The sequence below is a fragment of the Methanosarcina sp. WH1 genome (genome assembly GCF_000970005.1).
Taxonomy (GTDB): domain Archaea; phylum Halobacteriota; class Methanosarcinia; order Methanosarcinales; family Methanosarcinaceae; genus Methanosarcina.
The window spans coordinates 1,007,581-1,020,979 of the sequence record NZ_CP009504.1 but is presented as its reverse complement, the minus strand read 5'-3'; the positions used below and the strand labels follow the sequence as shown (position 1 = coordinate 1,020,979).

Here is a 13,399-nt window from a genome sequence, read left to right as displayed (position 1 = left end):
TTTTCCTCATTTTTTCAGATCCTGCCAGGCAATCATACCACCTTTCAGGACCTTTACATTCCCAAAACCATTTCTGGCGAGAATTTCAGTAGTTCTTTCCGCCCGCATACCGGAACGGCATACAACTATTATTTCCCTGTTTCTGGAATCATTAAGCTCCGAAATCCTACTTTCCAGGCTTCCAACAGGGATATTTATCGAGTTTTCCAGGTGTCCCAGTTTTCCGGAAAGTTCATTTTTCTCTCTGACATCAAGGATAAGAATAGGAGTTCCAGACTCCAGCTTCTTTTGCAGTTCAGAGGCTGAGATAGTTTCCTTTTTCAGGCCCACCCCCTTTTGAGATGCAGCTTTTCCTTCATCTGAGCCGCCGGTTTCGATGGTTTCTCTGGGAGCTTGAAAACTACGGGCACCGGAGTCTTTAAACTTAAAAATTTTTTTTACCCAGTCTGCAGGCCCGACTTCCAGTTCCTCAGCGATTTTAAAATTCCTGCCTTTTCTGCAATGTCCGAATTGAAAATTCATATACTCTCAGCCTGAAACCCGTTAAATCTTTAGATTTAGCGGATAGTTGACTATTTGACTGCAATACTTGCAGCCTTTGAGGATGTTAGGGTAGAGGCTACTGAAATATCTCCAGAGTAACTGTATGTGCCTGCAGTTTCATGAGTTTCAGCTTTCTCCTTTCCAGCAATTTTAAATAATCCTGGAAAGAACCATGTGCCAGATAGGCAGATGTAGCATCATCCAGCCCCTTGATCTTTAAAATACATGCCCCTCAGGAGTAAGGATTTAACTCCTTACAAGTGCCCATTTTATAACTCCTCATATCTAAATAAGTAGCTACCCAGTATTTTGTCCTTTTCCAGATAACCTTACCGGATAGCTTTATCCTGTTAATGTGTTTTTTATTATTTCGAATCTGTGATAAGTTCTCAAGGTTATTTGATAGTCCGGAGAACTGAAAAATTAGGTATAACCAAAATATTCCCTATTTAAATAGTCGTCACCGGAATATCAATATATCGGTACTTTTAGGGGTTGTTTTAGAGATTGTTTTAGAGATTGTTTTAGAGATTGTTTTAGAGATTGTTTTAGAGATTGTTTTAGAGATTGTTTTAGAGATTGTTTTTTTTCGGCAGGCTGTCAGGTCAGGGAGAAACTTAGAACAAAAAAGGATATGGAATCTATACAGTAAAAAAATTATTGCGATCAGGGAACTTACAGGTTAAGAGGGGAGTAATTGTTAATCTCATTTAAGCAGGATACCCCCTTCCTCGATCAAAGTAGCAGGAAGGGGTAATTGACACCTATTCAGGTATCCTGTTTTTCACAGGCATTAAATATTTCAGGAAATTCTCTGCTTTTTTATAGGCAAAAACTGTCCTAGTTCTTCGCTTTTTTCCCCATATTTTCCTACTTTAAGGAAATTTCTAACTTTTAAGGCACGGTATGAGTGTTCCAGCTTTTTTTCGTCATTTCGGGCCTGATACACTCTGATCGAGCGAAGAAGGTCGATTTTTCGGAATTCCGGCCAGAAAGGAGCACAGAAGTAAGTTGCACACTCGCTACCGTTAGCCTGCCATGGCAGGAAGTTGGAAACTCTTTCATCTCCTCCTGTACGGACGATCAGGTCCACATTCGGGACGGACACTCCCGGAGCAGGGTAGAGGTGTTTTGAGATCATGTTTTCATTCACTTCTTCAAGAGAAAGTTTTCCACTTGAAACGCACGCTGCAATATCGCGGACTGCCTGCATTATTTCTTGTCTACCCCCGTAAGCAATAGCCACATTCAGGTTAAACATTCTATGGTGTTCGGTGGCTTTCTCAATCTTTTCAATGGACTCATTTAGAAAAGCCGGCAGCTTTGTCCTGTCCCCTATTGCCCTGACCTGCATCTCTTTTTCGTAGGTCCTTTTATCATTATAAAGTTTCAGAAACTTCTCATTGATCAGGTTGAAGAGTCCATCAACCTCTTCTTCCGAACGATGGAAATTTTCCGTGGAAAAGGCATAGAGTGTAAGTTGTTTTACTCCGATATCATAGCACCACTCAATAACCTTTTCAGTGACTTCTGCCCCCATGGCATGCCCGAAACTCCGAGCTTTTCCCAGCTGTCCCGCATATCTACGGTTTCCATCCATAATTACGGCTATGTGATCAGGGATGTCATAACTCAAAATCTCCTTTTCAAGCATCTGCTCATACTTCTGGTAGAACATGCTGAAAGTCCGGTTTTTCATGAAGCGAAGCCCTGCCCGGAAGGCTCCTGTATTCCACGGTACCATTTTCAGGTTAATTATCTGTTTTCCCCCTGCGATATGTCGGCTCCAAACTTGTCTATGTAGATCCTTTACTACACAAATTTCTGTATTCACTCTAGTTCAGTATTCACTCTAGTTCAGGATAATTAATATCTCTTTTGCTGGAAAGTGTAATATTGAGAGTTTCTATAACCCCTATGAACATACTCATAATAGAGAAAATTCATCTCTCACGGGAATAGATCTCTTTCTAAATTAATTTTATTTAATGAAATACTTTACTGATTTACTCTCAAAGAAAAATACAAAATCATTTTATTTAGGAATTTTTCCTGGATTTCCTGATCATATGCAGTTAGAGGACATCCATGTGAACCAGCTATAATCAGACAGGAGTAGGACTTACGCAGTTGAATTTAATACCACGAGCGAGAAAGACTAAACTATATAAACTCAAATAATGTTGACAAGTCCGCATGTGCATGATTTTTCATTTCAAGTGCGTAAGTCCTAAGGAGATTAGTTCGAAGGAGGGGTGGAGGGGAAAGAGTTTCTGCGGGAAATAACGGGAAATGGTTGAGGATAAATTCCAGCAAAGAAAAATAAGAGGGAAATCTAAGTCTTCTGCAATATTCCAGATTTGATAACAAAGAAATAAAGAAGACTGAGATCAGGATAGTTTCATAACAATAACTCTCCAACTAAAATCCCAGCATCGATCCTGAACTATTTTAATATTAGTCTTCTGAAGGTGCATCAAAGAAAATATACAATACACCATTGTGAATTATGAAATATTCTCCAGATTTTGCATCATGGATTACCCTTTCATTCATATCGGCAGCAGCATCTACGAGGTCTTCGAGTGAAGAAATCTCAACCTGCAGAAGAAAATTCCTATTTTCGGGAATCTTGCCTTTGCTGATAAACTCTTTAAAAGGTGATTTTTTACTCTCTTTTTCCAGTTTTTCGATGTATTCCGGATCAATTTTTTTCATTTTTCTGACAGGAATAAGCACTCCAACCAGAACTGTGCTTAACAGGAATAAGGCCAGAGGAAACTTGATAGTTGATAATGATGCGGGTTTTTGAACTCTGACGTTTTTGTACGTCTCTTCAACGAATTCAAGTTCTTCAGGCATCTCATAATAATTAGAGCTAACGTTGATAGGAATTTTATAATTTTTTGTACCTGTTACATCTTCTCCGTTTATTTTTCCTTTATAATTGACGGTCGTAACAATTTCTATCATCGGGTCAGGGCCCGAGTCAGAGGAAGACACCGAATCAGGTGAATAGACAAGCTGATCCTGTACTCCTTTAGCTTTTGACCGGATTACAGGCACATCTATAGTAAAATTAGAGGTAAGGACATTCCCGCTCTTCAGTTGAACGCTTTTTGGATCCCCTACCTGATAACTCTTCTTCCAGAATATTTTCTGCTCTTCTCCAGATCCTTTCCTGGAGCTTGCCACAATCATTGTATTAGCTTCCACGCTCAGGTCAGCAGAATCTGCAGCTTCGAGGCTGTATACGAATGAAATATCCTCTGTTGGAGATATAGTAAAGAAATAGGCAGGCTTTCCCATTTCAAGTTTTGTTCCTTCCGGGTAGAGGGAGTTTGGCTTAGTCACAGAAGCCGAATATGAATAACTTCCACGCTGCATATAGGAAAGAACCTTCTCTTCTTCATATAATGGTTCAGTATACGATTTATACATCCAGAATCCGGAAAAAACCATTATTAATAAGAATACAAAGGCAAGTATTTTCGCCCTGTCTATTAAGATATTTTTAAGTTTCAGAAAAATAGGCTCCAGTTTTTCAACCCCCTTTTAATCTGTTTTTATTTCATATGCTATACAGCGGTATTCTGTCAATAATGATTGATAGTTTTCCAGACATTCAAATATTTTCATTACTTTTCCTCTTATTTATCATGCTGAAAACGTATACAGATAAGCTAAAAAAGACACAGTTAACAGTGTATTCAATAGCAGAATCTAACCCAGTAAATCAGACCAGAAGTATATACTCCTAAGCATTCTAAACTTCAATTATTTATTAGACAACATCATTTTTAATTTTAAAGTTGGATCTCTAAAGGCAACAAATATTTTTAAAATCATGTATCATTCAAAGGCGTCTTCTGTAAGTTCAGACCATATGAAGCGCCTTTTTTTTCCATTGTGCAAACAAACGACGGAATTTAATCTTCTTTCTCTTTCTCCCAGTCACTGATTTCCTGTACCACAGAGGAAACAGCAGCAATGCAGGAAGGAATGTATAGAACCCAACCTCTACAATAGCAGGGAGATAATGGTTTATTTCCGCAAGTGAAATTATCCAGAAGACCGGCAGAATGTAAGGGACCGTACTGATCGTTGCAGGCGTATTTTCAGGGGCAATAACCTTAGTTTCATTAACCTGAGTCCAGGTAGATGGGGCAATTACACCTTCAGGAACAGAAGACTGAGTTTCATAAGCCTTACTTTCATTATACGGGGTAAGCACTCCATACCAAAAATAGATATCAGTTCTTTTCTCATAATCATCAGGCGTTATAACATATACGCGGGAAAGAGACCCGGGATTTTTTATTGTGTTTTCCTTTCCGAGAACCAGATGCCCATTCTCCCCGAGGTTGTACGCAACTATTCCTGTAGAAATAATTCCAGCTATAACAATTAATACTGCCAGCTTTTTTCCTTTAACTAAATAGGAAGTTCTCCTAGCAATTTTTTTTCTTTCCTTTTCCACTTTTCTAGCTTTTACTGGATTGCTGTACAGAATCATGTTCCTGATCTCATCCAGAATGATCAGACCTGCGGGCAGTATGACGGTGAAGAAAAAAATATTTTTATTATGCTTTACTGCATCGAGCAAATATCCTGCAAAAGGGATGACAAAATCCAGTTTTCCCACAACGTTAAATGCAGGCACCTTAAAGTCATCCTGCGCGTTATTTGCGTCTCCCTTAGTCTGGAACATGCGCTCTTTTCCTTCTTCTAAAGAGATTATCCGGTGCGTTACAAGGGCATTCGGGTCGTTATTTTCAGGAGGATGAAAAACCAGGACGTCTCCTACCACAAGCTCATTCGGGTCGACTGACCTTGCAATAACCACATCACCGGGCAACATCATTGGAGTCATGCTACCGCTCAATACTATGAGGGGCATCTTTGAGCCCGTAAAGAACGGAATTAAGGCATTGACCAGAATAACCGCAATGATCAGAACAATTGCTGCCTGAAGAATCTCTTTTTCCTTCATGTTTTTCATTTCCGCGCTGGAATTTCAATTTCCGGAATCATCCATAGAACTTTCATTCCCTGAGCTATCTACGAGGTTTTCATTGACGGAAATCTGGCCTGTTTTCGTACTCTGACCATCCGCATTGGCTACAGCCAGGGAAACGGTGTAGTTTCCTGCTGCAGAGTAAGTGTGTGCGGGGTTCTGCTCGGAAGAAGTGGCTCCGTCTCCAAAATCCCAGCTCCATTCATTTGTATTTTCGGAACTATCAGTAAACTGCACTGACAGAGGAGCATAACCACTGGTCACATTGCTATTGAAAGCAGCTACAGGAAGTACTGGTTCAAGGACAGTTATTGCAGAAAATGTTGAATCCGTGCCGTTTGCATTGCTTACTGTAAGAGTTGCATTGTAATTTCCTGCTACAGAGTAAGTATGCATCGGGTTCTGCTCGAAAGAACTGGAGCCGTCTCCAAAGGCCCAGACCCATTCTGCTGCGTTTTCCGAGAGGTCGGTAAACTGAACTGTCAGAGGGGCATTCCCAAACGTGGCATTGCTGCTGAAGTTCGCTACAGGGAGTACAGGCGATTCTAATGCCGTTATTGTGCCAGATTTCGAATTCGTGCCGTTTTTATTAGCTACAGCCAGGGAAACGGTGTAGTTTCCTGCTGCAGAATATGTGTGTACGGGGTTTTGCTCGGAAGAACTGGCTCCGTCTCCAAAGGCCCAGAACCATTCTTCGGCATTCTCCGAGAGGTCGGTAAACTGGATAGTTAGGGGAGCATTCCCGGAGGTGGTATTACTGTTGAAGTTTGCGGCGGGAAGCACCTGTTCCAGGACAGTTATTTCCGTAAATGTCGAATTCGTACCATTTGCATTGCTTACTGTAAGCGTTGCGATGTAATTTCCTGTTGCGGAGTAAGTGTGCACCGGGTTCTGCTCGGAAGAAGCGGTTCCGTCTCCAAAATCCCAGTTCCATGAAGCCGGTGAACCTGAGCTGCTGTCGGTAAACGCTACATTCAGCGGAGCTGTTCCGGAAACAGGGGATGCGGAAAATGAAGCTAGAGGAACTGTGACGGAAGGAGTTACTTTAAGGCTCAATTTTGCGACGGTATCAGGGATTCCATTTGCACCGAGATTTTCGCCTGTGACTTCATCCGTAAACCCGTTCTTTGAATCGACTGTGAAACTCAGCACTTCTACTTTTGTCCTGTCTGAAGTAACATAGAAAGATGAAACGGGAGCTATATCCAGAGTGGACTCGTTTTCAGCACTACCGGTGATATTCGTACCTGCGGGCTGCACTGAAAAAGTCCCGGTGCCACCATTGGAATTGTAAACTGCAATCCGGGGGGGAGTCAGGACCCCGTCAAAAAATAACACTGCGCCATAGTTTTCATTTTCGGGATAAATTCCATCGGCTACAAGAGAGAAATTATTGATTCCAAGCTGCAGGGGTATGGATATTTCTCCAAGAGGCCCTTTAGAAGACGGCTGGTTAAAGAAAATTCCATTTTCATCGCTTACGGCTATCTGTCCCAGGGTGTCTTCAGGATTTGTTGTCAAGGCTCCTGAGTTTGTTGTAGCTCCGGTAGAGTTTTCCCCGTCCAGTGTTATGCCTGTCAGTTTGATGGAGGAAGCTATTCCCACTTTTATATAATCAGTTTTTTTCTCCGAATCATTTCCAGCCGTATTGTTTACCGTGAGCATGACTGTGTAATCTCCTGTTGTGGAGTAAGTATGGGCAGGGTTTTGCTCGGAAGAAGTGGTTCCGTCTCCAAAGTCCCAGTTCCATTCTTCGGGATTTTCCGAAAGGTCTGTAAATTGCACAAAAAAGGGAACAGATCCCCTTGTGATACTGCTGGTGAAACCGGCAACCGGAGGAAGCACCACCTCAGGCTGTTCCAGGACCGTGATTGTGGCAGATTCTGAATCCATGCTGTTTGCATTGGATGCTTTCAGAGTAACGGTATAAGTCCCTGCTGTGGTATAAGTATGCGTTGTATTTTGTTCGGAAGAGTTGGAACCGTCTCCGAAATCCCAATTCCATCCTGTTGCATTTTCCGAGAGGTCGGTAAACTGGACCGTCAGGGGGACATTCCCGGACGTTACATTGCTGGTGAAGTTTGCAGCAGGAAATGATGGCTCAAGGGCAGTTATTGTAGATAACGTGGAATTTGTACCATTTCCGTTGTTTACTGTAAGATTAACTGTATAGTTTCCCGGAGATGCGTATATGTTGATCGGGTTTCTTTCTGTAGAATCTATTATACCGTTATTGTCAAAGTCCCAGTTCCATTCAATTGCATTTTCGGAACTATCGTTAAATTGCACTGACAGAGGAGCATAACCACTGCTCACATTGCTATTGAAAGCAGCCGCAGGAAGTACTGGCACTTCAAAAACAGTTATGTTTGTAAACGTTGAGTCCGTACCATTTGCATTGCTTACTGTAAGAGTTGCATTGTAATTTCCTGCTACAGAGTAAGTATGCACAGGATTCTGTTCAGTAAAAGTAGTTTCGTCTCCGAAATCCCAATTCCATCCTGTTACGTTTTCCGAGAGGTCGGTAAACTGGACCGTCAGGGGGACATTCCCGGACGTTACATTGCTGGTGAAGTTTGCAGCAGGAAATGATGGCTCAAGGGCAGTTATTGTAGATAACGTGGAATTTGTACCGTTTCCGTTGTTTACTGTAAGATTAACTGTATAGTTTCCCGGAGATGCGTATATGTTGATCGGGTTTCTTTCTGTAGAATCTATTATACCGTTATTGTCAAAGTCCCAGTTCCATTCAATTGCGTTTTCGGAACTATCGTTAAATTGCACTGACAGAGGAGCATAACCACTGCTCACATTGCTATTGAAAACAGCCGCAGGAAGTACTGGCACTTCAAAAACAGTTATGTTTGTAAACGTTGAGTCCGTACCATTTGCATTGCTTACTGTAAGAGTTGCATTGTAATTTCCTGCTACAGAGTAAGTATGTACAGGATTCTGTTCAGTAAAAGTAGTTCCGTCTCCGAAATCCCAATTCCATCCTGTTACGTTTTCCGAGAGGTCGGTAAACTGGACCGTCAGGGGGACATTCCCGGACGTTACATTGCTGGTGAAGTTTGCAGCAGGAGGAGCTGCCACTCCATACTGCTCGATAACCTTTATTGTGGCTGATTCCGAATCCGTGCCATTTGCGTTGGATGCTTCCAGAGTAACGGTATAAGTCCCTGCTGTAAAATAAGTGTTCACTGGATTTTGCTCGGTAGAACTGGCCTCATCTCCAAAGTCCCATTTCCATTCTGTTGCATTTGCCGAAAGGTCGGTAAACTGAACAGTCAGGGGTAAACTCCCGGACGTTACATTGCTGGTGAAGCCTGCTTCAGGGAGGACTTTCTCTACTTCCTTATCTTTGTTTGAACTTCCAGACCTGCCTCTTGAACTTGATATGGTTCCCAGATTCAGGCCGCCTGTGCTGTTACTGGCTTCTTCCAGGGAAACAATTCTGTTCACTTCAGAGTTATTGGTCAGTTTGGTAGAACCTGTAAGGTTAGTGGTATCGGTCAGGTTAGTGCTACTTGTAAGGTTAGTGATGTTTGTCAGGTTAGTGCTACTTGTAAGGTTAGTGCTACTTGTAAGGTTAGTGCTACTTGTAAGGTTAGTGATGTTTGTCAGGTTAGTGATGTTTGTCAGGTTAGTGATGTTTGTCAGGTTAGTGATGTTTGTCAGATAAGTGATATTGGTAAGGTTAAAGGTCTCGTTTCCTATTGCAGAGTAATTATCCGTTAGATTGTTTGCTGAACTTACATTATTTGAAAAATTTATATCTACGAAATTTGTGAAAGTGGTTATTGAAGTCTGATCTCCCATTGCACCTGAAGTGGGAATTCGGAATCCTTCTCCGTTTTCTGGAAGGCTGAATTCAGAGAGCCCTACCAGACTAGCTTCGGCGTTCCAGACGCCTGCGATGATCTCAGAACTCGTGTGTTTAGTATCGCTGAAAGAAGCAGAAGTACCTGTAAATAAGGGGAAATTACTGCACATGAAGATAAGAGAGAACGACACCAATCCCAGAAGTAATATTTTATTGAACGCCCTCATTTTTGATCCACCACCAATGGTTGCTATCTTAAACCCCGAAAAACCCCGGTTATTTAATTCATATATTTATCCATAATGTCTAATATGCCTGAATCTGTGCCTCTGATGCCCAGGCCCTGAGACCTCCGTAAGTCCTGATATCCCGGATCTAAATTCTGATTTCCAGTTAGATATGCCCATTTTACCTGTCCATCCCGCCTCCTGATTTTGAATTCCGTCCGGGATGAAGAAATAAACCTGACGATATGGTTATTTTGAGATATATATCCCAAAAAAACGGGCTATTTGTACCGCAAATTAGCTCAAAAGTGCCCGGTCCGGAATGTAAGATATATGCAGATAGATGTAGGGGAAATTACTGAAAACATAATCATGAAGATCTCATTACGTTTTTCATATATAGGGGATTTGTTTATGTCTTCGCACTTGATTAATTATATTATATATCAGATCATAAATTGGTAGAAGTACCACGTATATAAATCCATTGGAATTAATATATCCATCAAAATAAAAATTTTACGGAGTATGCGGAATTAAAAGGAAAATACATAATTTATTTCCAGTAAAATCTCTATAAGATCCCGATTTAAACTATTTACTTATATAATATTAATATACAGACAAAGAGATCCAAATTATCTATAGAAGTTGACCATATTTTTTCAAGGAGTATATACCCTCCGGCTTCCTGCCACAGGCAAACCCGGAAAACTGGTGCAGAAAAGCCTGTGAGTTTAAAGCTGAAATGCAATCTCCAGATGGGGCGAGTTCTTATTATTTTTCTTTCATGAGCCTGATAATCTCACGTACTTCCTGATGAATCAGTAGGAGCGCAGGTAAGATCACAAGTGCTAAAAGTCCTATCATAGTTCCCGCAAAATGAACGAGAGCTCCGATGTATGGAATCCTAAAAAACAGAACTCCTACCACATTCTCGGAAGCAACGATAAAACCGTCAGGCTTGGAATAAGCGTCCCCCTGCGTTACATACCCTTCATCTACAACTTTCACCACCCTGTGCGTGACTATTAATGTCTGATTTTCCCCGTTTACCTCAAAAGCATGCCGAAAGGACACGATATCTCCTACATCCGGTCGGGTTGCCAGAGTATTTACTACAACAATATCGCTTTCTGTTATAGTAGGCTCCATACTGTTGCCGGTTACAGTCATAAATTTGATAGGACCTGTAGGAACCATAGTAGCAATAATAGGTACAACTACAACGAAGATAAAAATAAAAGCAAGAATATTTGCTAGTTTCATAATATTATGCCTAGAAAAAACTGAAAGGTTTTTACGTTTATTTCATATTTTTAAAATTAATAATCCTTTTTATTGTAGAATAAAAAGGACTACATACTTTCCCAAAATGGTTCATTGTTTCTTTCCAAGCGTAAGAGTTCCAGAATCTGGAACTCTGGTATCTTTTTATTCTGGAACGTATTCAGAGATTCTCAAACTTATTCATCAGTTATTTCTTCATCAGTTATCTGCATGTAGCCTTCAGTAGGTGAATTCTGACTTCCTACACATTTCAGATTGAAACTACAAGAAGCTCCCTGATAGTCATTATCAGCATCTGGATCAAATTGACCTTCAAGTATGAGGCCCCAGTCCTTATGGTTTCCACCTTTGAGGACGGGTGGAACAACTCCAAAGAGAAGTGGCTGAGTATAATATGCAACATATTTAGACTCGCAGAACTCTGTAAGAGTTAAAGGACGTTTGTGATCGCCTACAAGTCTAGCAATAATGTTAGCTCTATTTCCCCATTGTAGATCTGAGCCGTCCCGAGTGATATGTCCCCTGATCTTCGTTAAATAGATTTTATCGGAGAGTTGTATGTTGTTAGTACCTCCAGAATTAGTCAAGTCTTCAGGGTACATATACAGGTGGTTAATGTTTATTGTTCCAACATTTGTAAAACGGATTTCGTTAGCAAAAGTATCTCCTGGCTTGAAGTTTGGAGATGACCAGGTGGCGGTTACACCATCGGTGTAAGTTGAGCCATCGTTAGATAACTTCATATCAAGGGTTCCGGATGAGAATGTATTTCCAGTACTTGTTTCAGTATCCTGGAAAGCTGCCCATGTTCCAGCGCCTGCTAGAGTTACAGCTATACCAAGTACAAATATACTCAAAAGTATTCTTTTATTAACCATTTTTCCTCCATTATTCCTTTAATAAATTGTGTATATCGGTGAACATAGTTCCTACAATTTATTTGGAACTAAACTGTTTTTTTGGTTCATTGTCGCGGATGTTACCCATATCCACCGGTAGTCATGAAATTCATTGAGCAGCAGCTGCATATTTAAGATAAAGCAAAAAATAAATGCTAATCCTATCAAATATCTGCCAGTTTCATGTTATCACATAAAAAAGTGAAAGGGGAACCACATTTTTTGTTCCCTTTCCGTTAATTAATTTTACTCCATTACTGACTTGGGTTTTGGTTCAGTTCGAATTGCATTGTCAATATGCATTCGTCTCCCTGATAATCATTTGGAGCATTTATATCGAAACTTACCTGCATGTCAAAATCTCTGGGATTTTCCATATTAGGTCCCGGAGGTAAGAGATCATCAAGCGTTAAGCCATTAAGATCTGCGAGGTCAATGAAACCATTTCCATTTTTGTCAGTAATCGATGAAACCTTTGAAATCCCATTGAAGACCAGACTCTCGGGGTTCCCTCCATATGGACTGTATGCCATTGAGTCCACTCTCAAGTAACTGTCCATTCCATTGGCACCATCGAGTGTATCACTTTCTTCGTTTGTCCCTGCATCATATCCAGGATCTCGACAAACAGTTGAGAATGTGATCTCTACATGATCCGCGTCTGTTGTCCCTTTGTTGTACAGGTTCAGTTCACCAGGCTTGTAACTCGTGCCTGGAATCATGTTTGTGAGTGTCCACTCAGAGTCAATAATAGGACCGTTATCTGTCATGTACAGATCCATTGTTCCTGCAGTAAACGTGTTTCCTGAAGACGTCTCAACATCAGTGTAAGCAGCCCATGTACCTGCAGAAACCATAAGGAGTACAAAAGAGATTAACAGAACTGAAGGTATCACTTTCATTTTCGATGCCTCCTAAAAAATAATGGGGTTTTGTTCCCCAGTATTTGATCTTGATTTCATTTAAGGGGTAGTCTGTTGGTTGAGACTTACTTCACTGTTGGTTGAGACTTACTTCAACATCAAAAGTGACCTTATCTCCCTGAATTTCATTGCCAGCACTTGAATCGACAGAATAGGTTACAGTAAAAGTCTTACCCGTTCCCACATCAAGAACTCCAAGTGATTGTGCAGTCGTCAGTTCTGAAAGTTTGCCACTTACAGTATTTGTTCCATCACTTATTGAAACAGTTAATACATCATCAAGGTTGTAAGCGTTAGATGGATCAACTACCGATTCCGGCTCGGGAAAGTCTCCTCCCTCACCAATAATATTTACAATTTTTACGGATAATGCTCCAGGCATTGTTCCAGCATTTGAAAGAACTATATCAGCTGAACCCGTAGCTCCTGGAAAAACATCTTCAACTACGAACGGAACATCAGGATCATCTACTCCACCCACTTTAAGATCTAATGTTCCGGCTGTAAAGGTATTGTTTTCACTTGTTTCAGTGTCACTGAACGCTGCCCATGTTCCGGCACCTGCCACAACAGCGAGCACACCGATAGTGAGCACGCTTAATAGTATTTTTTTGTTAATCATGATTTTATACCTCTTTCCATATCTTTTCCAATTTTGATCTGTAATTTCCCACTCG

9 protein-coding genes are annotated in these 13,399 nt (G+C 40.9%); all 9 read right to left on the bottom strand.

The annotated features are described in order from the left end of the window. Positions 1 to 6: 6 nt before the first annotated feature. Positions 7 to 522 (bottom strand): rhodanese-like domain-containing protein, encoded by a 516-nt coding sequence (locus MSWH1_RS17395; RefSeq protein ID WP_052723131.1) that lies wholly within the window; start codon positions 520 to 522, stop codon positions 7 to 9. 823 nt (positions 523 to 1,345) lie between these two features. Next, complete coding sequence (uppS, locus tag MSWH1_RS04595; protein ID WP_197074060.1) at positions 1,346 to 2,242, bottom strand: polyprenyl diphosphate synthase; 897 nt, start codon at positions 2,240 to 2,242, stop codon at positions 1,346 to 1,348. 758 nt (positions 2,243 to 3,000) lie between these two features. Beyond that, positions 3,001 to 3,984: a DUF5305 domain-containing protein gene (locus MSWH1_RS04590; RefSeq protein ID WP_197074618.1), complete on the bottom strand. Its 984-nt coding sequence runs from the start codon at positions 3,982 to 3,984 to the stop codon at positions 3,001 to 3,003. A gap of 436 nt (positions 3,985 to 4,420) precedes the next feature. Then, positions 4,421 to 5,545: a signal peptidase I gene (locus tag MSWH1_RS17390; RefSeq protein ID WP_052723130.1), complete on the bottom strand. Its 1,125-nt coding sequence runs from the start codon at positions 5,543 to 5,545 to the stop codon at positions 4,421 to 4,423. 15 nt (positions 5,546 to 5,560) lie between these two features. Further along, positions 5,561 to 9,610 carry a PKD domain-containing protein gene (locus tag MSWH1_RS04580; RefSeq protein WP_082088031.1) on the bottom strand — a complete coding sequence of 1,350 codons (4,050 nt, stop codon included), beginning with the start codon at positions 9,608 to 9,610 and terminating at the stop codon, positions 5,561 to 5,563. Between the two features lie 777 nt (positions 9,611 to 10,387). Continuing rightward, a complete protein-coding gene (locus MSWH1_RS04575) occupies positions 10,388 to 10,879 on the bottom strand; it encodes a signal peptidase I (RefSeq protein ID WP_052722584.1) in 492 nt (163 codons plus the stop codon). A 197-nt stretch (positions 10,880 to 11,076) separates the two neighbouring features. After that, positions 11,077 to 11,778: a TasA family protein gene (locus MSWH1_RS04570; protein ID WP_048126513.1), complete on the bottom strand. Its 702-nt coding sequence runs from the start codon at positions 11,776 to 11,778 to the stop codon at positions 11,077 to 11,079. Between the two features lie 275 nt (positions 11,779 to 12,053). Next, a complete protein-coding gene (locus MSWH1_RS04565; RefSeq protein WP_048126510.1) occupies positions 12,054 to 12,701 on the bottom strand; it encodes a TasA family protein in 648 nt (215 codons plus the stop codon). Positions 12,702 to 12,792: 91 nt separating this feature from the next. Then, the gene (locus MSWH1_RS04560) at positions 12,793 to 13,344 is read right to left on the bottom strand and encodes a TasA family protein (protein ID WP_048126508.1); all 552 of its coding nucleotides are present in this window, start codon (positions 13,342 to 13,344) and stop codon (positions 12,793 to 12,795) included. Between the last annotated feature and the right edge of the window lie 55 nt (positions 13,345 to 13,399).

What these genes read in the sequence shown, in the direction of transcription:
- MSWH1_RS17395 (WP_052723131.1), bottom strand. Translation starts at nt 522, where the DNA reads ATGAATTTTCAATTCGGACATTGCAGAAAAGGCAGGAATTTTAAAATC.
- uppS (WP_197074060.1), bottom strand. Translation starts at nt 2,242, where the DNA reads ATGAAAAACCGGACTTTCAGCATGTTCTACCAGAAGTATGAGCAGATG.
- MSWH1_RS04590 (WP_197074618.1), bottom strand. Translation starts at nt 3,984, where the DNA reads ATGTATAAATCGTATACTGAACCATTATATGAAGAAGAGAAGGTTCTT.
- MSWH1_RS17390 (WP_052723130.1), bottom strand. Translation starts at nt 5,545, where the DNA reads ATGAAAAACATGAAGGAAAAAGAGATTCTTCAGGCAGCAATTGTTCTG.
- MSWH1_RS04580 (WP_082088031.1), bottom strand. Translation starts at nt 9,610, where the DNA reads ATGAGGGCGTTCAATAAAATATTACTTCTGGGATTGGTGTCGTTCTCT.
- MSWH1_RS04575 (WP_052722584.1), bottom strand. Translation starts at nt 10,879, where the DNA reads ATGAAACTAGCAAATATTCTTGCTTTTATTTTTATCTTCGTTGTAGTT.
- MSWH1_RS04570 (WP_048126513.1), bottom strand. Translation starts at nt 11,778, where the DNA reads ATGGTTAATAAAAGAATACTTTTGAGTATATTTGTACTTGGTATAGCT.
- MSWH1_RS04565 (WP_048126510.1), bottom strand. Translation starts at nt 12,701, where the DNA reads ATGAAAGTGATACCTTCAGTTCTGTTAATCTCTTTTGTACTCCTTATG.
- MSWH1_RS04560 (WP_048126508.1), bottom strand. Translation starts at nt 13,344, where the DNA reads ATGATTAACAAAAAAATACTATTAAGCGTGCTCACTATCGGTGTGCTC.